Origin of the sequence: Knoellia locipacati (genome assembly GCF_044791685.1) — a bacterium.
Taxonomy (GTDB): Bacteria; Actinomycetota; Actinomycetes; order Actinomycetales; family Dermatophilaceae; genus Knoellia; species Knoellia locipacati_A.
Genome location: NZ_CP087730.1, coordinates 823,647 through 849,125, shown reverse-complemented (window position 1 = coordinate 849,125; position 25,479 = coordinate 823,647). Strand labels below are relative to the sequence as shown.

Below are 25,479 nucleotides of genomic sequence, written 5' to 3'. Positions count from 1 at the left end.
GCCCCTCGAGGTGGGCCCGGCGGCTAACCTCACGAGCATGCGCCAACGTCGTCGCTTCATGCCGTTCCTCCTGTCAGCCGCCGCCCTCACCGCAGGCGTCGGCGTCGCACCCACCACCAGCGGTGCCGAACCCGCCAACCCCTGGCTCGAGCAACGGGTCCTCAACATGGCGCACTCCGGTGGTGAGCACGAGGCCCCGATGAACACGATGTACGCGTTCCAGCGCGCGGTCGCTCTCGGATCCGACATGCTCGAGCTCGACGTCCAGTCGACGGCCGACGGGCAGGTCGTCGTCATCCACGACGCGACGGTCGACGAGACGACCGACGGCACCGGCAGGGTCGTCGACATGACGCTCGACGAGGTCAAGGAGCTCGACGCCGCGTACTGGTTCGTCCCCGGGCGCAGCGCGGTCCACGGACTCGACGACACGGCATACCCCCTGCGCGGAGCGCGGCACGGGTCGCTGAAGGTCGAGGGACACAAGCCCAAGGACTTCACCGTCCCCACGCTGCGCGAGGTGCTCAAGGCCTTCCCGACGACGCCGATCAACATCGAGATCAAGGGGACGAGCGACGCCGACACCGCGTCCTTCATCCGCACCGGCACGCTGCTCGCCGACCTGCTCACCAAGAGCGGTCGCACCGACCTCATCGTCGGCTCGTTCAACGACGCGGCGCTCGCCGACTTCCACGCGCGCGCTCCGCAGGTGCCGATGTCGGCCGCTCGCAACGCGATGCTCGGCTACTTCCTGGCCGGCGTGAAGCCACCTGCGGGGACGGTCGCCTTCCAGATCCCCGTGACCTTCGCCGGGATCCCGGTCGCCACGCGCGCCTTCGTGCAGCGCGCACACGCCGATGGGTATGCCGTCCACGTCTGGTTCTCGGGATCGGCGCCGGACGACGCCGCGACCTACGACGCCATGATCGACACCTGCGCCGACGGCATCATGCCGGCCAAGCCCACGCTGCTCGAGTCGATCCTCGACGAGCGCGGCATCGAGCGTCCCGGCACGCCGGGCGTCGACCCCTGCGAGGCTGGCTAGGAGACGAAGCCGGCGTGGGCGGCCCCCGGCATACGGGGGCGTTTGCACTCTCTGATCGAGAGTGCCAATAATGGGTTAGCACTCTCGACATGAGAGTGACAGAACCTGACCAGTCCGGTGAGGGTCGGCACGAGCGCAGACATGAGGCGCGCGCGCAGGCTCGTCCGTCGCGGGCACCCCTCTGGTCAGCCCCTTCGTCGTGTGGGAGGAACCACCCGAATGGCCAAGATCATCGCTTTTGATGAAGAGGCTCGCCGCGGTCTCGAGCGAGGAATGAACATCCTCGCCGACGCCGTCAAGGTCACCCTGGGCCCCAAGGGCCGCAACGTCGTGCTGGAGAAGAAGTGGGGAGCCCCCACGATCACCAACGACGGTGTGTCCATCGCCAAGGAGATCGAGCTCGACGACCCCTACGAGAAGATCGGCGCCGAGCTGGTCAAGGAGGTCGCCAAGAAGACCGACGACGTCGCCGGTGACGGCACGACGACGGCGACCGTCCTCGCCCAGGCGCTCGTCAAGGAGGGCCTGCGCAACGTGGCCGCCGGCGCCAACCCGATGGCGCTCAAGCGCGGCATCGAGAAGGCCGTCGCGGCCGTCTCCGACGAGCTGCTCAACAACGCCAAGGACGTCGAGACCAAGGAGCAGATCGCTGCCACGGCCTCGATCTCCGCTGCTGACCCCCAGATCGGCGAGATGATCGCCGAGGCCATGGACAAGGTCGGCAAGGAAGGCGTCATCACCGTCGAGGAGAGCAACACCTTCGGGCTCGAGCTCGAGCTCACCGAGGGCATGCGCTTCGACAAGGGCTACATCAGCCACTACTTCGTCACCGACGCCGAGCGCATGGAGACCGTCCTCGACGAGCCCTACGTGCTCGTCGTCAACTCCAAGATCGGCTCGATCAAGGACCTGCTGCCCCTCCTCGAGAAGGTCATGCAGTCCGGCAAGCCGCTGCTCATCATCGCCGAGGACGTCGAGGGCGAGGCCCTGTCGACGCTCGTCGTCAACAAGATCCGTGGCACCTTCAAGTCGGTCGCCGTCAAGGCTCCCGGCTTCGGTGACCGCCGCAAGGCCATGCTCGCCGACATCGCCATCCTCACCGGTGGCCAGGTCATCAGCGAGGAGGTCGGGCTCAAGCTCGACACCGCCGAGCTCGACCTGCTCGGCAAGGCCCGCAAGGTCGTCGTCACCAAGGACGAGACGACCATCGTCGAGGGCTCGGGCGACGCCGACCAGATCCAGGGTCGCGTCAACCAGATCCGCGCCGAGATCGAGAAGTCGGACTCCGACTACGACCGCGAGAAGCTCCAGGAGCGCCTCGCCAAGCTCGCCGGCGGCGTCGCCGTCATCAAGGCGGGCGCGGCCACGGAGGTCGAGCTCAAGGAGCGCAAGCACCGCATCGAGGACGCCGTGCGCAACGCCAAGGCTGCCGTCGAGGAGGGGATCGTCGCCGGTGGTGGCGTGGCCCTGCTCCAGGCCGGCAAGGCTGCGTTCGCCAAGCTCGAGCTCGAGGGTGACGAGGCGACCGGCGCCAACATCGTGCGTGTCGCGATCGAGGCCCCGCTCAAGCAGATCGCCATCAACGCCGGCCTCGAGGGCGGCGTCGTGACCGAGAAGGTCAGCAACCTCGAGTCCGGATGGGGCCTCAACGCCGCGTCCGGCGAGTACGTCGACCTCATCAAGGCCGGCATCATCGACCCGGCCAAGGTGACGCGCTCCGCGCTGCAGAACGCCGCGTCGATCGCCGCGCTGTTCCTCACCACCGAGGCCGTCATCGCCGACAAGCCCGAGAAGGCTGCCCCGGCGATGCCCGGTGGCGGCGACGACATGGGCGGCATGGGCTTCTGATCTCCTGATCAGGAACACCGGCACACGCCACGTCGAAGGGCGGTCTCCCGAGAGGGGGGCCGCCCTTCGTCCGTGCCGCGTCGGGTCCGGTCCGGGGTCGTGGTCGGGGTCGGCTCAGGGTTCCCTCGGGGGGAAACCCCCTCCCCGTATGCCGTCCCCACCCCTAGCGTTGTCGGCATGACCACAGACCTCGCTCCAGAGCGCCGCGACACGGCGGCACCGCCGAAGGTGGCCGCACGCGTCACCGACCTCGTCAAGACCTACGGCTCCGGCGACACCGCCGTCACCGCCCTCAAGGGCGTGAGCCTCGACATCACCGCGGGCGAGTTCACCGCGATCATGGGCCCGTCCGGCTCGGGCAAGTCCACGCTCATGCACTGCGCTGCGGGGCTCGACTCGGTGACGAGAGGCTCGGTGCGCCTCGGTGACACCGAGCTCACGACCCTCAAGGAGAAGGACCTCACCAAGGTCCGCCGCGACCACATCGGCTTCGTCTTCCAGTCCTTCAACCTCATCCCGACGCTCAACGCGGCCGAGAACATCCTGCTGCCGCTGTCGATCGCCGGTCGCAAGCCCGACCGCGAGTGGTATGACCACGTCATCGCCACGGTCGGGCTCGGCGACCGCCTTGGCCACCGCCCCGGTGAGCTCTCCGGAGGCCAGCAGCAGCGCGTCGCGTGTGCCCGGGCCCTGGTGAGCCGGCCCGAGATCATCTTCGCCGACGAGCCGACCGGCAACCTCGACTCGACCTCGGGCGCCGAGGTCCTCGGCTTCCTGCGGCGCTCGGTCGACGACTTCGGCCAGACGATCGTCATGGTGACCCACGACCCCGGCGCGGCGAGCTGGACCGACCGCGTCGTCTTCCTCGCCGACGGCCGGATCGTCACCGAGCTGCGCGAGCCCACCCCCGAGCGGATCCTCGAGACGATGAAGAGCCTCGACTCCAAGGTGCAGGGCTGAGCCGTGCTGCGTGCCAGCTGGAAGAGCCTCATGGCCCGCAAGCTGCGGCTGTTCATGAGCGCCTTCGCGATCATCCTCGGAGTGGCGTTCGTCGCCGGCTCCTTCGTCTTCACCGACACCCTCGGTCGCAGCTTCGACTCGATCATGAACAGCACGGTCGGCGACGTCGTCGTCCGCCCCGTCTCCGGTGAGGTCGACCTCGAGCAGCAGCCGACGTCCCAGACCCTGCCGGGGTCACTCGTCACCGAGCTGGCGGACACCCCCGGCGCGGCGCGGGCCGACGGCAACATCACGAACTTCGGCACGTTCGTCGTCGGTAAGAACGGCAAGCTCATCGGCGGGTTCGGGCCCCCCGGCATCGGGGCCAACTACACCGACGGACCGGCGGCCAAGGGACTGCAGCCACTCTCGCTCCACGCCGGGCGCTGGCCCGAGGGGACCGGTGAGGTCGTCCTCGACGAGAAGACCGCGGACAAGGCCGGCTACCTCATCGGCGAGAAGGTCAACATCGTCAGCTCCGGCGCCCAGCCCCGCATCGAGGCCAGGCTCGTCGGCATCGTGACGATGGCCGGTGGCACGGCCGGCGCCAGCCTGTCGATCTTCGACACGGCGGAGGCCCGCACGCTCTTCATGGAGGGCAAGGACGCCTACAACGACATCTGGGTGACAGCGGCGGACGGAACGTCCCAGGAGGAGCTCCGCGACGCCGTGGCCGCGAAGCTGCCTGCGGGAGTCGAGGCCGTGACCGGCGACTCTGCCGCCAAGGCCGCGGCGAGCGACATCCAGGAGGCGCTCGGCTTCATCACGACGTTCCTGCTCGTCTTCGCGGGGGTGGCCCTCGTCGTCGGCTCGTTCCTCATCATCAACACCTTCAGCATCCTCGTGGCCCAGCGCTCCCGGGAGCTCGCGCTCTTCCGTGCCCTCGGGGCCACCCGTCGTCAGGTGGCCCGCTCGGTCCTCTTCGAGGCCACCGTGATCGGGCTCATCGGGTCGGCCATCGGCCTCGGGCTCGGGATCGTCATCGCGATGCTCATCCGGACCCTGTTCGGGCAGTTCGGGCTGGACCTCAGTGGCCAGTCGCTGATCCTCGCGCCGCGGACGGTCGTCGTCTCCCTCGCCGTGGGGCTCCTCGTGACCCTCATCGCCGCCTACCTGCCGGCCCGCAAGGCGGGCAAGGTGCCACCGGTCGCGGCCATGCGTGACGACGCGGTCCTCGCCGAGAGCGGCATGCGTGGTCGCATCATCGTCGGCGGGATCCTCACCACGGCCGGCGCGGCGCTCCTGGGCACGGGACTCTTCGCCGAGGTGCCGAACCCGACCTACTGGGTGGGCGCCGGGATCCTCGGTGTCGTCCTCGGCGTCGCCCTCATCAGCCCACTGGTGGGTCGCCCGGTCATCGCCGGCATCGGCTGGATCTATCGCAGGGTGTTCGGGACGGTCGGGCTCATGGCCCAGCAGAACGCCCAGCGCAACCCACGTCGTACCGCCGCCACAGCGTCTGCGCTCATGATCGGCGTCACGCTCGTGTCGATGATGGCCGTCTTCGGTGCCAGCGCCAAGGCGAGCATCGACAAGGCGGTCGAGGCGGAGTTCGTGGCCGACTACGTCGTCTCGAGCGCCGTCGGCACGCCCTTCTCCGCCGAGGTGACCAAGGAGCTCGCCGGCGTCGACGGCGTCGACGAGGTCGCGGCGTTCCGCTGGGACGGGCTCATGGTCAAGGGTGAGCGCCGGGGCGTCATCGGCATCGACCCGGGCCACGTCGGCGTCCTCGGCCCGACCCCCATGGTCACCGGCCGCCTCGCCGACCTCACCCCGACGACCGTGTCGATCTCGCAGGAGCGCGCCACGGCCGACAACCTGGCGGTCGGCTCCACGGTCGATCTCACCCGTGCCGGGACGACCAAGCCCTTCCGGGTCGCGGCCGTCCACGGGGAGTCGGCGCTGCTGGACTCGGACTTCCTCCTGAGCCTCCCGGCACTGGAGTCTCTGGGCGGGCCGAAGACCGACTCCTTCGTCTTCGTGACCCGCGAGGAGGGCACCGTGCCGGCGCAGGTCGGGCGGGCGCTGGACACGGCGCTGGCGGACCTGCCCGTCGTCACGGTCAAGGACCAGGGTGAGTTCGCCGACGAGCAGCGCAGCCAGATCAACCAGATGCTCTACCTCATCTACGCACTGCTCGGCCTCGCCGTGGTCATCGCCATCCTCGGCATCATCAACACCCTCGCCCTGTCGGTGATCGAGCGGACCCGCGAGATCGGCCTGCTGCGCGCCGTCGGCCTCAGTCGGCGCCAGCTCAAGCGGATGCTCCGGCTCGAGTCGATCGTCATCGCCCTGCTCGGTGCAGCGCTCGGTGTCGGTCTGGGCGTGGTCTTCGGTGTGGCACTGCAGCGCTCGCTCGCCGACGACGGGATCGACGTGTTGTCGGTGCCGTGGCCCCAGCTCGCGCTCTTCGTCGGGATCGCCGGCCTCGTCGGGATCCTCGCGGCCTGGTGGCCGGGCTGGCGGGCCTCCAGGCTGGACATCCTCAGGGCAATCACCACCGAGTGACCCAGGGATGACCGGACCGGCGGCGGGCGCGACCTCAGGGGTGTCGTGCCCGCCGTCGGGGTCTCAGTGGTCGGCGCTCACGAGAACATGCGCATGTTCTGCGCCTCGGTCTCGGCATACTGCGCTCCAGCGGCGGCGAGGACCTGACCGATCGAGTCGAGTGAGGACTGCACCTGGCGCTGCGTCCCCTGCCACTGGGTGACGACGCCGTGGAACTGGGTGGCGGCCCCGCCCTTCCACGCGTCCTGGAGTGCGGTGAGGCGGGCGAGCATCTGGGCCACCTGGCCCTCGATCTCGCCGGAGATGCGGGCGATGTCGCCGGAGGCGGCCTGGATCCGCTCGGTGTCGACCTGGAACTGCGTGGACATGTCGGGTCCCCTCTGTCCGAGCCGCACCCCGGTGGTGCGACCTCGTCCTCCGACCGTAGGGACGACGCGGCAAACCGCCGCGGAGTTGTCCACAGGCTCTCGGTGAGCGTGCGGCATACGATCACGGGGTGCTGCTCATCGACCCTCCCGCGTGGCCGGCCCACGGGCGCCTGTGGTCGCACCTCGTGAGCGACACCTCCTACCGCGAGCTGCACGACTTCGCGGAGCGCGCCGGCATACCGGCTCGTGGTTTCGAGGGTGACCACTACGACGTCCCCGAGGAGCGCTACGCCGCCGTGGTCGCTGCCGGTGCCGTCCCGATCGACGGTCGCGAGCTGCTGAGACGCCTGCAGCACAGCGGTCTTCGCATCTCCAAGCGCAAGCACGAGCGGGTCGTGAGGAGCACCCCGGACGCTCCGTGGCTGCCGCCAGGTGGTCGTGCCGACGTCATCGCGTCGCGCCAGGACGGTGCGCCTCCGAACACGGTGGTGGTGCGAGCGGTGGTCCGCGACGAGCGCGGCCTGCTCGTCATGACCCGGCCGGACGGCTGGGGAGCGGACCTGCCGACCCGGGCCGTGGAAGCCGGCCAGACCGCCGAGGGTTCGCTGAGGGCCCTCGCGGATGACCTCGGTGTCAGGCGCGACGGGGCCCGGCTGCTCGGTTACGTGCGCAACGTCGTGCGCGAGCCTGATCCGGGCTACCCGTGGCCGGTGCCGTTCGCGTGCTTCAGTCTCTTCACCCTGCCGTCGGCCAACGGCGTCGTCGGGACGTGGTGCCCGCCCGCGATGCAGCGCGACGAGCTCGGGGAGCGCCACTGGTGGCCGCTCGTCGACCCCGACGCCCAGGGGGCCGTGGGCCACGGCCACCCCTGAGGGACAGGCACCGAATTCAGGGGCGAGCGGGTGGAGGACCCGATGTCGCGATGTCGCGCCCTCTCGCACGATGGAGGTCCACGGGGTGCCCGGCGACCGACGCCGAGTCCGAACTCCCTGTGCCGAGGGGAGATTCGCGTGTTCGAGGCCGTCAGCACCCTCATCGAGCAGAACGCCGCAGCGGTGTGGGTGCTGCCCGTGATCTTCCTGCTCGCCACGTTCGACGCTCTGCTGCCACCGGTCCCCAGCGAGTCGGTCGTCATCACGCTCGCCGCGTTCGGGGCCGCCTCCGGCTCACCCCACCTGTTCGCCCTCGGCGTCGTCGCGGCTGCCGGTGCGTTCATCGGTGACAACCTCACCTTCGGTGTCGCCCGACGGTCGGGCCTGGCCGGCCTGCGGTCCAGCAGCAGGCCCAAGGTGCGGGAGTCCTTCCTGCGGGCCGAGAGCGAGCTCGACCGACGGGGCGGGCTGGCCATCGTCGTCGCGCGCTACATCCCGGTCGGCCGTGTGGCGGTCAACGTCACCGCGGGAGCCGGCACCTTCTCGCACCGGCGCTTCGTCCTGCTCACGGCCCTGGCGGCGACCAGCTGGGCGGCGTACTCCGTCGGCATCGGCGCGCTCGCCGGACACTGGGTCGAGCAGAACCCGCTGCTCGGCGCCGTCGGCGGGATCGCCCTGGCCGGTGGACTCGGGCTCGTCGTCGATCGCGTGCTGCAGCGCGCGAAGCGGGCGGCGCGTCCGTGACCGGTCAGCGCGTGAGCCGAGCCAGCTCGCGGTGCAGGTTCTCGCGGGCCGCGGGCTCCCAGTGGTGCCGCGCGTGCTCGGACCGGTAGATGCTCTCGCGGGCGAGGAACGGGCGCAGGATCGCCCCGCGGCCCTCGGCGTAGGCGTCGTCCGGCACCGCGGCGTACTCACGCCGGACGTCCGCGCAGTAGTCGTCGAAGCGCTCGGGCGGAGCGCCGAGGATCCACAGGTCGGCGTCGTGGAAGGCCGCCTGCGGCCCCCGTGACTCGGCCACGTGGTGGGTGGCCGACGCCTCCACCAGGGCACACGTGAGCCTGACGACGTCGTCCCGGATCCCGCTCTCCGACAGCGCATTTCGGGCGAGCTCGGAGCTGCGCCCCTCGTTCTCGCCCGGCTCCGCCACGTCGTAGACGGCATCGTGGAACCACGCGGCGAACACCACGCCGGCCCACTCGGCGTCCGTGTCAAGGGTCGACCCCCGCAGCTCCACCAGCGCGACCACGACCTCGTCGAGGTGACGGAGGTCGTGGTAGCCACGGTGCGGCTCGGACCACCGGCGCTCGAGGTCCGCGCGGACGGAGAGGAGGCTGCGCACGTCACCCCTGACGACTCGCGCAGCCTCCTCCCACATCTCGTCCCGCATCATGCGGGCAGTCTCTCAGGCGGTCGCCTCCGGTGCTCGCGTCCGCTCCAGAGCCCTGGCGTATGCCGTCCCGCTGGCGAGGAGCAGCAGCCCGGTCACGATGAAGGCCGCCACGCGCCACACCCCGTCGAGGGTCGCGAGGTCGAAGAGGAACAGCTTGGCCACGCTCACCGCCGCGAGGCCCAGCCCCAGCCGTACGGAGAGGGCCCGGCGTGACTCGGCCTTGAGGCCGTGCAGGAGCAGCCAGGCCGACGTCACCATCCACAGGACCGTCGCGAGGGCGTGCCCGGCGAGGAAGCCCGCCGACGTGGCACCGACCGCGTCGCCGAACAGCAGGCCCAGCGAGATGACCGCGACGGCCGAGGTGGCGAGTCCGGCGATGAGCGCAGCCACCCGGGCCAGCCGACGGACGTGCGCCGGGATGCCTCGGACGACGTCGACGCCCCAGGCGCCCAGCGCCGCGACGCCTCCGGCGAGGACGCTGTCGAGCAGCGCCGTCGTCGCGTCGTGGTCGCGTGCGCTCCACAGCTCGATGTATGCCGTGGGGTGGGTGAGGTAGGCGACGGAGGCCACGACCGTGGTCCCGGCGGCGACCCACAGGGTGACGCGGGAGCGGGTGGTCACGGCGGCGGCTGCGTAGCCGAGGGCCGTGAGGATGATGCCGGTGACGACCCAGCGCTCCGGGGCGCCGCTGGTCACCGCGAGGAGTGCGGAGAGACCGGACACGGCGCCGATCGTCGTGGCCAGCGGAGTGGGCACGGGGCCGATGGGGGAGCGCGACGTGACCGCCAGGGCGACGGCGAACGCCACCGCGATGATCGCGAAGCCGGTCGTGCGCAGGGTCTGTCCGTGGACGCCGAAGGCGACGAGCAGCGCGACCGACGCCACCGCGACCGTGGCGCTGCCGACGAGGTCGTCGCGGCGGTGACGTGCCGCCGACACGGCGCCGACGAGGGCGAGCACCGAGAGCGCGACCGCGGCGAGGATGGCGACGCGTGACGGGCTGCCGTCGTCGGCGTTCTCCGCTGCGACGCCGAGCAGCACCAGACCTGCCGCCGGGACGGTCCGCGCCAGCGCGAGCATCGGCCAGCCGCGGTCGCCGCGGGCCAGCAGCGCGGCCGCGGACAGCACGACGACGAACAGCGACACCTCGTCGCCGACGTTCTCGGCGACCACGGGCGCGAGCAGGGTGGCACCGAGCACGGTGATGAGGGCCAGGAGCTGGCGGTCCCAACGGCGTGCGAGGAGCAGCCCGCTCACCGCCACCACGGCGGCGATGGCCAGGCCGCCCACGCGGGGAACCCAGCCGTAGACGGTCGTGACGGCGACGACGTCGAGGTAGCCCGCGGCATACCCGGTGGCCGCGATGGCGACCGGAGCGGCGCTGGAGCGACCCGCCCTCGTCTCACGGGCGCGGACGACGTGGGCTGCGACGACGAGTCCCACGGCGAGGAGGACACCCAGGGCGACCCGCAGCTCGGGGACGAACCAGCCCTGTTGCATGGCGAGGGCGAGCAGCAGAGCAACCCCGATGAGGGTGACGACGGCGCCGGCGAGGGCCAGGACGCGCGTGACGGCGCCCTCGCGCTGCCACCAGGAGGGCAGGGGCTCCGGACGCCGGAGGTCGACAGGCCGGCGGGCGGGTGCGGTTGCGGGCTCCGGGAGGGGCGTGGCCGGGACGCTCGGCGTCGTCGCCGGCCCCGGGGCGGTGGGCACTGCAGGAGCGTGGGCGGCCCAGGAGTCGGGCGACGTGGAGGTCTCGACCTCGAGAGCCGCGCGCATCCGGGCGAGCCCGTTGCCCACGGCATACATGCGGTTCATCGCGTCGGCGAACTCGTTCTCGAGGCGCCGCACGTCCTGCAGCTGAGTGCTCATGGACACAGCGTGGAACGAGGAGTACCCCGACTCCATGAGTCGGGGTACTCACCGGGACACTCAGGTGGGTGGTCTGCCTGCTGGGTGTCAGCTGCTCGGGGAGGCGATGAGCGTCGCCGAGAGCTCCTGGCTCTTGCCGTCGCGCAGCACCGTGAGCTTCACGGAGTCGCCCACCGCGTACTCGCGGATGTGGGCGACGAGCGACTCCGCGGAGTCCACGCGCTCACCGTTGACCTCGGTGATGACGTCGCCGACCTCGATGCCGGCCTTCGCCGCCGGGGTGCCGGGCGAGACGGTGCGGATCTGGGCTCCCGCGCGGGTCGCGCCGCCGTCCGAGGCGGTCCCGTCGGTGGGCCCGACGCCAAGGTAGGCGTGCTCGGCGGTGCCGTCGGCGATGAGCTGCTCGGCGATGGAGGCCGCCTCCTTGACCGGGATCGCGAAGCCGATGCCGATGTTGCCGCTCGACCCGCTGGACGAACCGAGCGAGGCGATGGAGGAGTTGATGCCGACGAGCTGGCCGCTGGCGTTGACGAGGGCGCCACCGCTGTTGCCCGGGTTGATGGCCGCGGAGGTCTGGATGGCGTTGGTCACCACGGGCTCGCTGCTCGACTGCTGCTGCTGAGGCTGTCCGAAGGGGTTCTGCTGCTGGGGCTGCTCCTCGGCCGCCTCCGTGGTCACCGGGCGGTTGAGCGCGCTGACGATGCCGGTGGTCACGGTGCCGGCCAAACCGAGCGGGTTGCCGACGGCCATGACCGGGTCGCCGACCTTGAGCGCGTCGGAGTCGCCGAGGGAGATCGGCTCGAGGTCGTCGGGGATGCCCTGGATGGTGACGACCGCGAGGTCGGTGGAGGGGTCGGTGCCCTGGATCTTGCCCTTGAACGTGCGCCCGTCGGACAGCGTCACCGTGAGCTCCTGGGCGCCGGCGACGACGTGGTTGTTGGTGAGCACGTGCCCGGAGTCGTCGATGATGACGCCGGACCCCTCGCCGCTGACGGTGCGGATCGCGACGACGCTGGGCGAGACGGCGGCGGCCGTGGCGGTCCAGTTCGGCGACTGGGGGTCGCTCTGCGAGACCGGTGCCGTCTGGGCGCCGCGACCCAGGCTGGAGGAGGACGACGCAGCGGAGGGGGTCTGCGCGTCCTGCGACCCCAGCTGGGTCACGGCATAGGTGCCGCCCGACGCGAGTGCGGCGGTCAGCGCAGCCACCGTGAAGAGCTCGCCGACCCGGCGCCGCGGACGCGGCTCCGGACGGGATCCTTGCGGGGCCGCCGAGGGGGACGGGGGCGGGGGGAACACCGGACCGGCGGGTTCGTGGGCGCCGTACCAGGTGGTCGACGCGGGCTGGGCCTGCTGTGACGCGGCGTGCTCACCCGTGGACTGCTGGGGGAGCGTCTGGGTGGCGGTACTGCTGGTGGCGTAGCCGTAGTCGTGGCCGCGACCGGTGTCGCCGTCGTGACGGTCGTCGCGGGTGGGGGCGGAGGCCTGGGGAGCCTTCGGAGCCTCGGGGTTCGTGCCGGTGGGCTGTCCGGTCGGTCCGGGCTGCGGGTCGCTCATGGGTACTCCTTCGTCGGGCTGGCACTCCACACTCAAGTGCCTCGACATCAAGAGGTGCTGGGCCGTGCCTGTGAGGCGCCTGTGGGAATCCGCACGACGAACGTCGCGCCCCCACCGGGGGTCTCCTGGACCCCGACGCGCCCCCGGTGAGCAGCGACGATGGCGGCGACGATCGCGAGCCCGAGACCGTTGCCACCTCCGGCGGTGCGTCCGCGGGAAGGGTCGGCACGGTAGAAGCGCTCGAAGACGCGATGCGCTGCGCCAGAGGGGATTCCAGCGCCGTGGTCGCGGACCTCCAACACTCCGTCGGCGTCGTCGACGCCGACCGAGAGCTCCACCGGCGTACCCGCGGGCGTGTGCCTGAGGGCGTTGGCGACGAGGTTGGTGACGACCTGCCGCAGCCGCGACTCCGAGCCCCAGACGACGGTGGCGTCGACCGGGCCGTGGAGGCCGACGAGGGTGACGCGTCGCTCGGGCTCGCGGGCCCGGGCGTCGGCCGTCGCGTCGGCGGCGAGGACGGTGAGGTCCACCTCGCCCATGGCGGTCGTGGGCTCCTCGTCGAGCCTGGCGAGGGTGAGCAGGTCCTCGACGAGCCCGCTCATCCGACCCGACTCGGACTCGATGCGCTCCATGGCGGCCCGGGTGTCGTCGGGGTTCGAGATGGCGCCCTGCCGGTGCAGCTCGGCGTAGCCACGGACCGTCGCCAGCGGTGTCCGGAGCTCGTGGCTCGCGTCGGCGACGAACTGGCGCATGCGGTCCTCGGACGCCTCGCGCACGGCGAACGACGCCTCGATCTGGGCGAGCATGGCGTTGAGGCTGCGCGACAGCGACGTCACCTCGTCGTCGGCCGCGCGCACGGGGATGCGCCGGGTGAGGTCGCCCCCGGCGATGGCGGCGGCGGTGTCCTCGATCTGGGTGAGCGGACGGAAGGCGCGGCGCACGGCATACCAGCCGAGCAGGGCCGACCCGGCGAGGACGAACGCGCTGAGCACACCGGTGGTCACGAGGAGTCGCGTCACCGTCTGCTTGACCGACCGCAACGGCACCCCGAGGGCGAACGTCGCCTCGCCCTTGTTCACCCTGCCGGCGATGAAGCGCCAGTCCATCTCGCCGTCGACGGACCTCACCGTGAAGGGCTTGCCGCTGACGACGCGCCGGTCGTCGAGGGCGAGCCGCGGGACGTCGGGGTGGAGGCGCTCGCTCGTGGGGTTGACGCTCATGGTCCGGCCGTCGACAGGGAAGAGGACGAAGGCGTAGTTCGTGGGAGTGGTCCCCGTGCCGCCCTTGGAGAGCTCCGTCAACGCCTGTGTCGCAACGGGTTCGACGACGCCCTTGAGCTCGGTGTCGACCCTCCCGAGGAGGTCACGACGCATGAGGTAGGCCGTGGCGAGGTTGGAGACCAGCAGCGCCGCGGCGAGAACGACGAGGACGATGGCGACGAGACGGACCCGGAGCGGCATCGCCTCGAGCCGCTTGACGACCGCCTGCGACCCGGCGTTGGTCGTCATCAGGTCTGGGGCGGCAGGCGCAGCACGTATCCCACACCGCGCTTGGTGTGGATGAGCGGCGGCAGACCTTCGGTGTCGATCTTGCGGCGCAGGTAGGAGATGTAGGACTCGACGATGCCGCTCTCGCCGCGGAAGTCGTACTCCCACACGTGGTCGAGGATCTGCGCCTTGGAGAGCACGCGGTTGGGGTTGAGCATGAGGTAGCGCAGCAGCTTGAACTCGGTGGGGCTCGTCTCGATGACGCGGCCGGCGCGGCGGACCTCGTGGCTGTCCTCGTCGAGCTCGAGGTCCTCGAAGCGCAGCGAAGCGCTGTCGTCGACGTCGCCCCGGGTGCGGCGCAGCACGGCGCGGATGCGGGCGACGACCTCCTCCAGGCTGAACGGCTTGGTGACGTAGTCGTCGCCGCCGACGGTGAGGCCCTTGATCTTGTCGTCGACGGAGTCGCGGGCGGTGACGAAGACGATCGGCACGTGACGACCCGACTCGCGCAGCCGGCGGGTCACGTCGAAGCCGTCCATGTCGGGCAGCATGACGTCGAGCACGCAGAGGTCGGGATGGCGTTCGTCGGCGAGCCTCACGGCCTCGCCGCCGGTGGCGGCGGTGACGACCTCGAACCCCGCGAACCGCAGGGAGGTCGCGAGGAGCTCACGGATGTTGGGCTCGTCCTCGACGACGAGCAGCGTGGCCTCGGGGGTTGCTGGGTTGGCGCTCACGGGTCCAGTGTCGCGCCGGAGTCTGGGAGTTGTCTGGACGTATGCCGTGTGTTCGGCCCACCGGGTCCTCGGTCGCGCGAGGGGCGGTCCTGGGCTCGACGTCGTGGATGGCGCGCGCCGCCAACGCCCATCGCCTTTGCGGGGCGTTCTGGGTTGCTCAGGCGCAGTCGACGGCGATGCCGAGCGCCCGGCACATCTCGTGCAGGCGGTGGTCGCTCAGGCGGCCGAGCCGGTCGACGAGCATGGAGACGGACACGGACTCGACGGAGTCCAGGTTGGCCACACACTCCCGTGGGACCGGGTCAGTGCCCGGCTCGAGCGTGACCTCGCTCGGGAGGCCGCGAACCGTCGTCGTGCAGGGAGCGACGAGGGCGCGCCCCAGCCCTGCGATCGCCGCCGACCGTGACAGCACGACGACGGGTCTGCGGGGAAAGCTGGGAGTCTCGCACCACCACACGTCGCCTCGACCGGGCGCGCTCACGACGTGCTCACCGCCGCGCGCCACCCGGCGAGGTCGCCCCACTCGTCGGGCTGGTCGAGGGGCAATCTGGAGTAGGCGTCCGCGTAGGCGCCATCGATCTCGGTGCTGCGGTGGGCGCGGATGAGCGACTCCAGCGCCGCCTCCAGCAGGGAGCTGTCCCGGGCCTCCGGCATCGTCCTGCGTGCTGCCCGCAGCAGCTCGTCATCGACCGTCGTGCTCACTCGAATCCGTGCCATGCCACCACCATGCCACGACTGTGGCATGGTGGTGGTCGTGGTGTGGGGCGTGCTTGCGTCCCGGTGTCAGCGGGACTGGAGCGCGTCGAGGGCGACCGCCATGGCGGCGCCGATCCGCCAGTCGATCGGGTGGCCGTCGACGGGCGGCAGCTCGACCTCGTAGACGTCACGCAGCGCCGGCTTCTTCGTGCTGCTCATGACGACCTGCCCGTCGGGCAGCGTGAAGTCGAAGTGGAAGAGGAACGGGACCGGGATGTCGCCGACGACCGGGATGAAGTCCCAGACGCGCCGGACGATCGCGACGGTGTGGTTGCGCTCCTGGCCCAGTGCGACCCGACCACCCGGGATGGTGAGGTGCCAGGTCGAGCGCAGCAGCGACTTGCCGAAGTCCTTGCGGAACTCGCCGATCGGCTGACCCGCCGCGTCGGTGACGTCGTAGGTCGCGCCGAGGTCCATCCGGGTCCTCGCCTTGAACCCGAAGACCGGCTGGCTCTTGCCCGCGTCGGCGAAGAACGTCACCTGCTCCTTGAACGCCATGCGCTTCTGCTCGGCGAACGCCCACAGGCCGACCTCGGTCCCGTCGGGCCCCACGCCGTGGACCTCGTAGCGGTTGACCATCATCGTCACCCTCTGGCGGACCCGGAAGCGGGTCGGCTGGGCGGTGGGTTCGATCGGGGTGCCCTGCGGCGGTTGCGTCATGGCGCCACTCTCACACACGCTCCGCGATTGCGTATGCCGTCCGCCCCGTTCGCGTTGTCGTCGCGCTCGACGTCCTGTTCGCCGCAGTCCCATCCGCGGCTCGCGCGCTGCGCGCACTCCCCGCTCCCGCCAGGCCCAGCCAGCGGCGAACAGGACGTCGTGCGCTCCGGGTGGCCGAGGCTCTCACGTCGGCGCCGCTCGCGCGACCGGCGCCGAGGCTGCTCACCGGCGCACCCGTCGCTGAGCTTGTCACCACGGTGTGCGCCGCTGGCTCCCGAGGCGCTCGTGCCTAGTCGAGGTCGGTGGCGTCGATGATGCGGTAGGCGTAGCCCTGCTCGGCGAGGAAGCGCTGGCGGTGGGCGGCGAAGTCGGCGTCGACGGTGTCGCGGGCGACGACGGTGTAGAAGTGCGCGGTGCGGCCGTCGCCCTTGGGGCGGAGTACGCGGCCGAGACGCTGGGCCTCCTCCTGGCGGGAGCCGAAGGTGCCGGAGACCTGGATGGCGACGCTGGCCTCGGGCAGGTCGATGGAGAAGTTCGCGACCTTCGAGACGACGAGCAGGCTGATCTCGCCCTCGCGGAACGCGGCATACAGGCGCTGTCGCTCCGTCACCGAGGTCTCGCCGGTGATGACGTCGGCGTCGAGGCGGCCGGCGAGCTCGTCGAGCTGGTCGAGGTACTGGCCGATGACGAGGGTCGGCTCGCCGCGGTGCCGGGCGACGAGCTTCTCGACCACCGGCAGCTTCGAGTCCGAGCAGGAGGCGAGGCGGTAGCGGTCCTCCGGCTCCGCGACGGCATACGCCATGCGTTGTCCGTCCGGGAGCGTGACCCGGACCTCGACGCAGTCCGCGGGAGCGATGTAGCCCTGCGCCTCGATGTCCTTCCACGGCGCGTCGAAGCGCTTGGGGCCGATGAGCGAGAAGACGTCGGACTCGAGACCGTCCTCGCGCACGAGGGTGGCGGTGAGTCCGAGGCGGCGACGGGCCTGGAGGTCGGCGGTCATCCGGAAGATCGGCGCCGGGAGGAGGTGCACCTCGTCGTAGACCACGAGCCCCCAGTCCTTGGCGTCGAGCAGGTCGAGGTGCGTGTAGACGCCCTTGCGACGCGTCGTGAGCACCTGGTAGGTCGCGATGGTGACGGGGCGGATCTCCTTGCGGGCGCCGGAGTACTCGCCGATCTCGTCCTCGGTCAGGCTCGTCCGGCGGATCAGCTCGTCCTTCCACTGCCGAGCCGAGACGGTGTTGGTGACCAGGATGAGCGTCGTCGCCGACGCCTTGGCCATGGCGCCGGCGCCGACGAGAGTCTTGCCCGCGCCGCAGGGGAGGACGACGACGCCTGAGCCGCCGTCCCAGAAGCCGTCGACCGCCTGCTCCTGGTAGGGACGCATGCTCCAGCCGTCGCTCTGGTCGAGGTCGATCCGGTACGCCTCACCGTCGACGTAGCCCGCCTCGTCCTCGGCCGGCCACCCGACCTTGAGCAGCTCCTGCTTGAGGTGGCCGCGCTCGCTGGGGTGGACCACCACCGTGTCGTCGTCGAGGCGCTCACCGATGAGCGGCTTGATCCGCTTGTGCCGCAACACCTCGGTGAGCACCGCCCGGTCGGTGGTGCGCAGGACGAGACGTGACTCGGCGTCCTTGGTCAGCGTGAGCCGGCCGTAGCGGGCCATCGTGTCGGCGACGTCGATGAGCAGCGCGTGCGGCACGGGGTAGCGGCTGTGCGTGACGAGGGCGTCGACGACCTGCTCGGCGTCGTGCCCGGCCGCCCGGGCGTTCCACAGTCCCAGCGGGGTGATCCGGTAGGTGTGGATGTGCTCGGGTGCTCGCTCCAGCTCCGCGAACGGTGCGATCGCCCGCCGCGCCTCCGCGGATCGGGGGTGGTCGACCTCGAGGAGGAGCGTCTTGTCGCTCTGGACGATGAGTGCGCCGTCAGTCACGCGACCTCAGTACGAGTAGTCGGAGTCGTAGGTGCTGCCGCTGTCGAACCCACCGGCGGCGCCGACCGCGATGAAGATGATGACGCCGATGACGACGAGCGCCATCGAGATCGCGAACGCGATCCAGCCCCACTTCGTGAGCCGACGAGAACCCTCGGGGTCCGTGGAGTTCTTGGTCAGCGCGATGATGCCGAGGATGAGCGGGACGATGCCGGGGATGCAGCAGCTCACCGTGATGATGCCCGAGATGATCGTGAGGACGAGCGCGCTCGTGTTTTGGGGCGGCGGGGCGCCGTAGGCGGCCGGCGGCGCCTGCCACTGCCCGGGGCCCTGGTAGGCCGGGTAGCCGCCGGGCTGCGCCTGGCCGCTCGCGGCATACGGGTCGTATGCCGGCTGCTGCGGCACGCCGTACGGGTCGGCCGGAGGCGGTGGCGGCGTCGCGGCATACGGGTTCGTCGGCTGCGCACTCGAGCCGGCGTAGGGGTTGCTCTCGCCGCGCGGCTGGACGTAGGGCGCGTCATAGCTCGGTGCCGGTGGGACGGGCGGGACGGGTGGCGCCTGCGGTGCTGCCTGCGTGTCTCCGCCCTGGGGGATGTGCTCCGTGGGCGCCGACGGCTGAGGCGCGTCGGGCTCGGGTGCGGGCGGCTCCTGCGAGGACGACGGGGCCGTCCAGTCCGGGCTGGCCGTCGGATCCGTGAACTCCCCCTGCTGCGGGTCCTTGTCGTTCTCGCTCATGGCGACAAGGTATCCCGCCGGGGTGCCGGTGCGTGCCGTGGTCCGACGGACTCGCCCGTGCTGCGTGTCAGTATGAGGCATGAGCATGCGCACCCCGCAGGTCGAGGCGGACCCGACGCTCCCGGCGGAGATCACCATCTACGAGGTCGGTGCCCGCGACGGCCTCCAGAACGAGAAGGCGGTCGTCCCGGCCGACGTCAAGGCCGAGTTCGTCCGGCGTCTCGCTGCCGCGGGGCTCGGGACCATCGAGACCACGTCGTTCGTCAACCCCCAGTGGGTGCCCCAGCTCGCCGACGCGGGGGAGGTGCTCGACCTGCTCGGCGACGAGGGGCTCGGCCCACGCCGTCCCGTGCTCGTCCCCAACGAGCGCGGTCTCGACCGTGCGCTCGAGGCCGGTGTCGGTGCCGTGGCGATCTTCGGCAGCGCCACCGAGACGTTCGCTCGCAAGAACCTCAACCGCACCGTGGACGAGTCCATCGAGATGTTCCGGCCCGTCGTCGAGCGCTCGCGGGAGGCCGGCCTCTGGGTGCGCGGCTACGTGTCGATGTGCTTCGGCGACCCGTGGGAGGGCCCCGTGCCGGTCCCGCAGGTCGTCGACGTGTGCGCGCGCCTCATGGACCTCGGCTGCGACCAGCTCTCACTCGGCGACACCATCGGCGTCGCCACCTCCGGCCACGTCTCCCGCCTCCTCGATGCGTTGCAGGACAGGGGTATCGGCGTCGACCAGACGGCGGTGCACTTCCACGACACCTACGGCCAGGCCCTGAGCAACACCCTCGTCGCCCTCCGCCACGGCATCACGGTCGTCGACTCCTCCGCCGGCGGACTCGGCGGCTGCCCCTACGCCGAGAGTGCCACCGGCAACCTCGCCACCGAGGACCTCGTCTGGGCCATGGAGGGCGCCGGCATCCGCACCGGCGTCGACCTCGAGAGCCTGCTGGCGACGAGCGCCTGGATGGCGCAGCAGCTCGGGCGTCCCTCGCCCTCTGCCGTCGTCCGCGCCCTCATCCCCGCCGCCGGCTGACACCCGGCTCACACCGGTCCCCAGGGCCGAGCCATGACGTCGATTCGCCGCTGGCTGGGTCTGGCGGGAGCGCGGAGCGCGCTCAGCGCGCGCAGCGCGCGCAGCGCGGATGGGACTGCGGCGAATCGATGTCGTGGAGCGGCCCCCAGCGGGGGCCGGACACAACGTCGCGAGGGTCAGTCGGCGACGACGCCGGTGATCCGGTGGACCGACAGCGTGCGAGTGACGCCCTCGCTGACGCCGGTGACGCGGCCGCCGTCGAGTCGCTCGGGGTAGAAGAGCATGCGCTGGGTGCGCCCGACGCCGTCCGAGTAGCCGAGCCACACGGCCCGGCCGTCGGCGATGGCCTCGCGCAGCACCGCCACAGAGGTCGTCGGGTCGTTGGCGGGGATGGGCGGGCCGGTGCGACCGCCGGGTGCCGCAGCGGCGCGGGCGCGGGCCTCGGACTCGGACGCACGCAGTCCGGCGACGAGGGAGGTGACCTGCGCGTCGTCCATGGCCTGGACGAGCGCCGGGTCGACCGAGCTGCGCCGGACGACGCGCCTCGCCGGCCTGGTGGGCACCGTGACGGTCCCTGCGGCCGACTCGGCGACGGGGGAGAAGCCCTCCTCGCGGAGCACCTCGAGGACGACGTCGGGGCGGACCGGTGAGGTGAGCACCGTCGGTGCGATCTTGCGCAGCTGGAGTGCGGAGAGCTGCCGGTGGGCGAGCATGACGTCGAGCCCGGCCTCGTCCTCGCTGCGGATGACCGAGCTCACGCCCCGCACGCGGACGGTGCCGTGGCGTCGGGCGACGTCGCGCACGAGGTACTCGAGTGGTTGTGGCACAGGGGTGCTGCTCGCGTCGCGCAGTCCCGCGAGGATGTCGTCGCCGGTCCATCCGGTGTCGAGGCAGCGGCGGATCGAGTCCTCGCTGAACCGGTGGACCGTCGCGCCGCCACGGGACTCGACGTCGGCGACGAGCCGCAGGAACGCCGCGAGCGAACCCGTGACCGGCCCCGGGGCGATGGCGGTGAGGTCGGCCTGGAGCAGGACGGCCTCGACCGGCGCCGGCAGGTGCGGGTGGATCGACTCCGCGACGCCCGCGATGTCACCGTCGCTCGCGAGCAGTGAACGCCCGGCCACGCTGAGGGCCCCGTGCCCGGTGACACCGAGCCAGGCGGCCTCGGCGAGGACGGCCTCGACGACGCGCTCGAGGGTGCGGGGCACCCGGCGGGGACGTCGCCACCGCACTGCGGCGGCGAGCGTTCCGGCCGTGGGGGCGACACCGGACGGCGCGCTCGCGAGCAGGTCGAGGACTCCACGTCGCAGCGACCGGATCGGTGGCCACTGGACCTCCGCGCCGAGCGCGTTGACCACCGACGAGGCGTCAGTGCGCGAGCCGACCCGATGCGGCGCCCTCGTCGTCGACAGCCACGACTGCGCGAGGCGGGCCCAGCGCTCGCCACCGGGTTCGGTCTGCCACACGTCGTACTCGGCGGTCGGCACCCAGTGCGGGTCGACCTCTCCGTCGTCCGCGACGAGGTCGGCGATGAGGGCGAGCTCCACGAGGTATGCCGTGTGCTCCGGTGCCGTGTCGAGCCGGGCGGTCGCGGCCTTGAGGTCACGCACGGCCAGGCCACCGGTGCGCAGGACCCGCGGCGGGGACTGCGACCACGTGTCGAGCAGCTCGTCGAGGAGCGCGAGCACCTCGGACGCGGCCGCACCGGCTGCGGCGTCGACCGCCTCGACCTTGCGCTCGGACCCGGTCACGGCAGGTGGTGCGAGCTGGGTCTCGCGGTGCACCCGGCCATCGCGCAGGACCATCGCGACCTCGCGTGGGAGTGCGATCTGGTCGGCCGCCACGGCGCGCACCAGACCCTGCTTGAGGAGCCATCGCGGGCCGTCGTCGGCCGGCCCGGGGCGACCCGGCGCGTCCTCGGCGGCGACGATCCCCACCGCCGGACCCCACGTGAGCCGGTCGAGGACCGCCCGCGCCCGAGCAGGCGCGTCGGCCACCGCCGACCGGATCGCGGGCTCGTCGACGGCGTCACCCCCGGGGAGGTCGTCCCCGCTCGGTCCGAGACCGGCGACGCCGTCGCCGAGCACGTCCTTGGCGGTTCGCGTCACGACCGTGCCCTCCGGCGCCCGCCACACGAGGGCGAGTCGCCAGAGGTCGTCCAGCAGGTCCTCGGCGGTCGATGGGTCGATGCCACCCAGCAGGCGGGCGAGCTCGTCAGGAGTGACGGTGTCGCCGGCGACCGCGGCGGCCTCGAGGGTCTGCAGGTGTGCCGTGTCGAGGCCGTCGACCGCCCGCAGGGTGCTGGCGCGCGTGGAGCTGCGGGACGCCAGAGCGGTGAGGTCGCTCGGCGCGGGCCGGGCGAGGTCGGGCCGGGCCGCGAGCAGGGCGGTGAGCTCCTCGGCGGAGCGTCCCCGGATGTCGTCGGCCAGGGAGCGGCTCGGGGCGGGGGAAGCAGGCGGCACTGCACCACCGTAGTCCCGCTGCGGCCCGCGTAGATTCGCCTTCCATGAGCACACCGACACCGTCACCGACCGGCGAGCAGTGGCAGCTGTCCACCGGGACCGACGAGCTCGTCGTCGTCGAGGTCGGCGGCGGGCTGCGCAGCTGGACCCGCGACGGCGTCGACGTCCTCGCGGGCTACCCCGCAGACGCCCCCTGCACGAGCGGCCGCGGCCAGCAGCTCATCCCGTGGCCGAACCGGATCCGCGACGGCCGCTACGGCTTCGGAGGCGTCGACCACCAGCTGCCCCTCACAGAGGTCGAGCACGGCAACGCGAGCCACGGCCTCGTCCGCTGGGCTCCGTGGCGCCTCGTCGAGCGCACCGACTCCTCGATCACCGTGGCACACAGACTCTTTCCCCAACCCGGCTGGGACTGGCACCTCGAGTCCACGACGACGTATGCCGTGGCCCCGGACGGCCTCACCGTCACCGTCCGCGTCGAGAACGTGGGCGAGGGGACGGCGCCCTTCGGCTTCGGCGCCCACCCCTACGTCGCCATCGGTGACGCCCGAGTCGAGGACGTCGAGGTGACCATCCCCGGTGCCACGTGGGTCGAGGTGGACGAGCGGCTCATCCCCAAGGGCACTCACCCGGTCGAGGGCTCCCCCTTCGACTTCCGGGCACCCAGGGTGATCGGGGCGCGGCGCCTCGACACGGCATACACGGATCTCGAGGTCGTGGACGGACGCTGGACGGTCACGGTGGCCACGCCCGGCCGTGGCGTCGTCGACGTGTGGGCGGACGCCGACGCCCTGCCGTGGGCGCAGGTGTTCTCGGGCAAGGCCGAGGCCGACCAGAGCGGGGAGCACGGGATCGCGGTCGAGCCCATGACGTGCCCGCCCGACGCCTTCCGGTCCGGGACCTCGCTGCGCGAGCTCGGGCCGGGCGAGGCCTGGACGGGCACGTGGGGGATCAGCCCGCGCTGACCCCCCACGTCACCGGCGTCACGGGAGCGAGTCCGGGCCCCAGAGCGGAGTCTGGGTCCCCGCGAGGTCGGCCGCGTCGAGGAGGGCGCCGTCCGGGATCGAGGCCGGTCCACCGAAGCCGAGGACGGCGTCGACGGCAGCCGCGGACTGGCTGATCCGACCCGCGGTCTGCACCGGCAGGACGTCACCGTTGGTGAGCATGATCGGCATGCCCATCGAGGCCATCGCCGCGCCGCCGGAGACCGCGTCGGGCCAGTTGCGTCCGTCGGCGAGACCGGAGAAGTGCTCGCCGGTGAAGAAGTGGTCGGCGACCGCTCGTGCGACATCGAAGCGCGACCGGCCCGTCACCGGGACGTCGTTGGGACGCGAGGCGACGGCCCGGCTGCCTGCGCCTCCGACCCCGTAGACCCGGAAGTCCGCGTGGTCGTCGATCGAGTCGAGGTACGACAGCGTCGCGGCCGGGAGCAGGTCGCCGTTGCTCAGGAGGATGGGGCCACCCTCGTGGGCGGCAGCGGGGCCGGCGACGAGGGCGTCCGCGAACGCGGTGCCTCCCGCGACGAACGCCGAGCCGGGCATCCCGCCACGGAGGGCGTCCATCTCCTTGGCGATGGCGACGGCCACGGCGTAGCGGTTGGACCCCGCGAGGCGCTTGACCTCGCGCCCCGGCTTGGTGAGGGCCGCCTGCACGGCGTTCGAGACCGACGCCGTGCCGCCGGTGATGTAGACGGTGCCACCGGGGGCGAGGACGCGGTCGATCTCGGCCGCGACGCCGGAGTGGAGCGCGTTCGGGTAGGTGAGGTAGACCGGCCCGCCCAGGCTCGTGGCCAGGGGGCCGCCCGCGAGGGCGTCGGCGTAGGCGAGGCCGCCGGCGACGACGACCGCGTCGGCGGACCCGTCGTCGTAGAAGTTCCAGCTCGTCTCGACACCGACCTCGTAGCGGTTCCTGCCGGAGAAGCGGTAGGCGTCGACGACGGGGATGGTGTCCTGGCGCACGGACAGCGTCCGGTAGGGCTCACCGAAGTCACTCCACCAGCGCAGGGTCTCGGTGGCGTCGGACGCGTAGAAGCGTCCGTTCGAGCCTGCGGTGAGCGACCTGAGCGCGGTCCGGTCGCACGGCGCATCGATCTCGCCCTCGGCGGTGACGAACCAGATCGTGCGGCGGTCGGGCGAGAAGGCCGGTGCCGGGAGGTCGCACTCGGGGTGCGCCGTGAAGTCGGCGACGGGCTCGGGGGTGATCTGCGGGTTCTCGTTGTGGTCGACGTAGAGGTGACCCAGGGTCGGGTCCGAAGGGTCGACGCCGAGGAACGCGAGGTTGGTCGGCGACAGGAAGTCCGTGGGGCCGGCTCCGCCCAGCGCCTCCGGGGCCGCTTGCGCCAGGGCCGGGTTGCCGGGCCGGTAGGCGTCGTAGCCCAGGCGGGTCGGCACCGGGTCCTCGACCGGCTCGCTGTCCGAGTGCGGCCACGACACGATGTCGCTCGACGTCTTCGACAGGACGACCTTGGCGTAGGCCTCACCCCCGAGCGGGTGGGTCACCGCCGGGCCGTACTCCGGCTCGACGAGGTGGTGGGTCGCGAACCGCGGGGTGGTGGACCGGGTCGAGTACGCGCCGGGTGCCTCCTTGAAGGGCTGGACGTACGAGAGCCACGAGTCGCCGATCGAGGACCAGGAGATCGCGCCGTGTGGAGCCGGCTGCAGCAGGTCGGAGGTGTACTCGAGCGTCTCGCCGGTCCGCGGGTCGGTCAGGTGGTCGACCCACGTGCCACCGGCGGCCGAACCCCAGACGTAGCGGTCACCGCCGGGGCTCCACGTCGAGTTGAGCTCACCCTCGACGAAGCTCGGGTTCCAGAACCCGTCGTCGTAGCCGAAGTGCCACGTGCCCGTGTCGGTCGAGGCCGAGACATGGCCCGAGCCGGCGCCGACGGCCAGGGCCGCCCTGGCGTCGGCCTGCTGCTGCGCACTGAGCCGGGGGGTCGCCCCGAGCGCGCCGTGGGGCAGCCGGCTCGTCTCCCCGTCGGGGCGTGGCACGACGGTCGCCGTGCGCGCCAGCCGGTCGCTCGCGGACTTCGCGCGCGCGTGGTCAGGTGATGGTGCGCTGCCGGGCCGCTTGGGCTCGGCCATGGCAGATGCCGTGGGCAGGGCGAGGGCGAGCGACGTGATCGCGGCGCCGGTGAGCGCGAAAGAGCGCATGCGGACAGACACCCCAGTGGTCCTTTCGAGGCGGCGGTCCCGTGCCGCCGAAGAAGGTCAGGGTAGACGAAACCCACTCCCGA

At 71.8% G+C, this 25,479-nt stretch carries 21 protein-coding genes; 8 read left to right on the top strand and 13 right to left on the bottom strand.

Annotated elements, in window-relative coordinates; translation table 11 throughout:
• The first annotated feature begins 37 nt into the window (after positions 1 to 37).
• From LL946_RS03875 to LL946_RS03860, 4 genes are all read left to right on the top strand, one after another.
• A complete protein-coding gene (locus LL946_RS03875) occupies positions 38 to 1,045 on the top strand; it encodes a glycerophosphodiester phosphodiesterase (protein ID WP_404384972.1) in 1,008 nt (335 codons plus the stop codon).
• Positions 1,046 to 1,264: 219 nt separating this feature from the next.
• Positions 1,265 to 2,893 carry a chaperonin GroEL gene (gene groL, locus LL946_RS03870; RefSeq protein WP_404384970.1) on the top strand — a complete coding sequence of 543 codons (1,629 nt, stop codon included), beginning with the start codon at positions 1,265 to 1,267 and terminating at the stop codon, positions 2,891 to 2,893.
• A gap of 177 nt (positions 2,894 to 3,070) precedes the next feature.
• Positions 3,071 to 3,853, top strand: a complete 783-nt coding sequence (locus LL946_RS03865) for an ABC transporter ATP-binding protein (RefSeq protein ID WP_404384968.1) — start codon at positions 3,071 to 3,073, stop codon at positions 3,851 to 3,853.
• A 3-nt stretch (positions 3,854 to 3,856) separates the two neighbouring features.
• Complete coding sequence (locus LL946_RS03860) at positions 3,857 to 6,400, top strand: ABC transporter permease (RefSeq protein ID WP_404384966.1); 2,544 nt, start codon at positions 3,857 to 3,859, stop codon at positions 6,398 to 6,400.
• Between the two features lie 77 nt (positions 6,401 to 6,477).
• Here LL946_RS03860 and LL946_RS03855 read toward each other — a convergent pair whose 3' ends face one another.
• Positions 6,478 to 6,768 (bottom strand): WXG100 family type VII secretion target, encoded by a 291-nt coding sequence (locus LL946_RS03855; RefSeq protein WP_404384964.1) that lies wholly within the window; start codon positions 6,766 to 6,768, stop codon positions 6,478 to 6,480.
• A 128-nt stretch (positions 6,769 to 6,896) separates the two neighbouring features.
• On the opposite strand from LL946_RS03855, the gene LL946_RS03850 reads away from it, so the two are divergent.
• The gene (locus LL946_RS03850; protein WP_404384962.1) at positions 6,897 to 7,640 is read left to right on the top strand and encodes a DUF4031 domain-containing protein; all 744 of its coding nucleotides are present in this window, start codon (positions 6,897 to 6,899) and stop codon (positions 7,638 to 7,640) included.
• A gap of 138 nt (positions 7,641 to 7,778) precedes the next feature.
• Complete coding sequence (locus LL946_RS03845) at positions 7,779 to 8,384, top strand: DedA family protein (RefSeq protein WP_404384960.1); 606 nt, start codon at positions 7,779 to 7,781, stop codon at positions 8,382 to 8,384.
• Positions 8,385 to 8,388: 4 nt separating this feature from the next.
• Here the strand turns inward: LL946_RS03845 and LL946_RS03840 are convergent, their stop codons facing one another.
• The 10 genes from LL946_RS03840 to LL946_RS03795 form a co-directional block, all read right to left on the bottom strand.
• Positions 8,389 to 9,030, bottom strand: coding sequence for a hypothetical protein (locus tag LL946_RS03840; RefSeq protein WP_404384958.1), 642 nt, complete (start codon positions 9,028 to 9,030; stop codon positions 8,389 to 8,391).
• 12 nt (positions 9,031 to 9,042) lie between these two features.
• Positions 9,043 to 10,902 carry a DUF2339 domain-containing protein gene (locus LL946_RS03835; protein WP_404384956.1) on the bottom strand — a complete coding sequence of 620 codons (1,860 nt, stop codon included), beginning with the start codon at positions 10,900 to 10,902 and terminating at the stop codon, positions 9,043 to 9,045.
• Positions 10,903 to 10,989: 87 nt separating this feature from the next.
• Positions 10,990 to 12,456, bottom strand: a complete 1,467-nt coding sequence (locus LL946_RS03830) for a S1C family serine protease (protein WP_404384954.1) — start codon at positions 12,454 to 12,456, stop codon at positions 10,990 to 10,992.
• Positions 12,457 to 12,503: 47 nt separating this feature from the next.
• Positions 12,504 to 13,964 (bottom strand): sensor histidine kinase, encoded by a 1,461-nt coding sequence (locus tag LL946_RS03825; RefSeq protein WP_404384952.1) that lies wholly within the window; start codon positions 13,962 to 13,964, stop codon positions 12,504 to 12,506.
• Positions 13,964 to 14,677, bottom strand: a complete 714-nt coding sequence (locus tag LL946_RS03820; protein WP_404384950.1) for a response regulator transcription factor — start codon at positions 14,675 to 14,677, stop codon at positions 13,964 to 13,966. Before LL946_RS03820 ends, LL946_RS03825 begins: the two co-directional genes overlap by 1 nt.
• Positions 14,678 to 14,834: 157 nt before the next feature.
• Entirely contained in the window at positions 14,835 to 15,089 is a 255-nt protein-coding gene (locus LL946_RS03815; protein ID WP_404384948.1) for a type II toxin-antitoxin system PemK/MazF family toxin, read from the bottom strand.
• Positions 15,090 to 15,154: 65 nt separating this feature from the next.
• Positions 15,155 to 15,394: an antitoxin MazE5 gene (locus LL946_RS03810; protein WP_404384946.1), complete on the bottom strand. Its 240-nt coding sequence runs from the start codon at positions 15,392 to 15,394 to the stop codon at positions 15,155 to 15,157.
• Between the two features lie 66 nt (positions 15,395 to 15,460).
• Complete coding sequence (locus tag LL946_RS03805) at positions 15,461 to 16,093, bottom strand: hypothetical protein (RefSeq protein ID WP_404384944.1); 633 nt, start codon at positions 16,091 to 16,093, stop codon at positions 15,461 to 15,463.
• Between the two features lie 289 nt (positions 16,094 to 16,382).
• Positions 16,383 to 18,023 carry a DNA repair helicase XPB gene (locus LL946_RS03800; RefSeq protein ID WP_404384942.1) on the bottom strand — a complete coding sequence of 547 codons (1,641 nt, stop codon included), beginning with the start codon at positions 18,021 to 18,023 and terminating at the stop codon, positions 16,383 to 16,385.
• 6 nt (positions 18,024 to 18,029) lie between these two features.
• Positions 18,030 to 18,758, bottom strand: coding sequence for a hypothetical protein (locus tag LL946_RS03795; RefSeq protein ID WP_404384940.1), 729 nt, complete (start codon positions 18,756 to 18,758; stop codon positions 18,030 to 18,032).
• A gap of 85 nt (positions 18,759 to 18,843) precedes the next feature.
• On the opposite strand from LL946_RS03795, the gene LL946_RS03790 reads away from it, so the two are divergent.
• Entirely contained in the window at positions 18,844 to 19,782 is a 939-nt protein-coding gene (locus LL946_RS03790) for a hydroxymethylglutaryl-CoA lyase (protein ID WP_404386783.1), read from the top strand.
• Between the two features lie 176 nt (positions 19,783 to 19,958).
• Here LL946_RS03790 and LL946_RS03785 read toward each other — a convergent pair whose 3' ends face one another.
• Positions 19,959 to 22,244 carry a helicase-associated domain-containing protein gene (locus tag LL946_RS03785; protein WP_404384938.1) on the bottom strand — a complete coding sequence of 762 codons (2,286 nt, stop codon included), beginning with the start codon at positions 22,242 to 22,244 and terminating at the stop codon, positions 19,959 to 19,961.
• A gap of 44 nt (positions 22,245 to 22,288) precedes the next feature.
• Between LL946_RS03785 and LL946_RS03780 the strand changes: the two genes are divergently transcribed.
• Entirely contained in the window at positions 22,289 to 23,209 is a 921-nt protein-coding gene (locus tag LL946_RS03780; protein ID WP_404384936.1) for an aldose 1-epimerase family protein, read from the top strand.
• An 18-nt stretch (positions 23,210 to 23,227) separates the two neighbouring features.
• On the opposite strand, the gene LL946_RS03775 is transcribed toward LL946_RS03780, so the two are convergent.
• Positions 23,228 to 25,408 carry a cell wall-binding repeat-containing protein gene (locus LL946_RS03775; protein ID WP_404384934.1) on the bottom strand — a complete coding sequence of 727 codons (2,181 nt, stop codon included), beginning with the start codon at positions 25,406 to 25,408 and terminating at the stop codon, positions 23,228 to 23,230.
• Positions 25,409 to 25,479 lie beyond the last annotated feature (71 nt).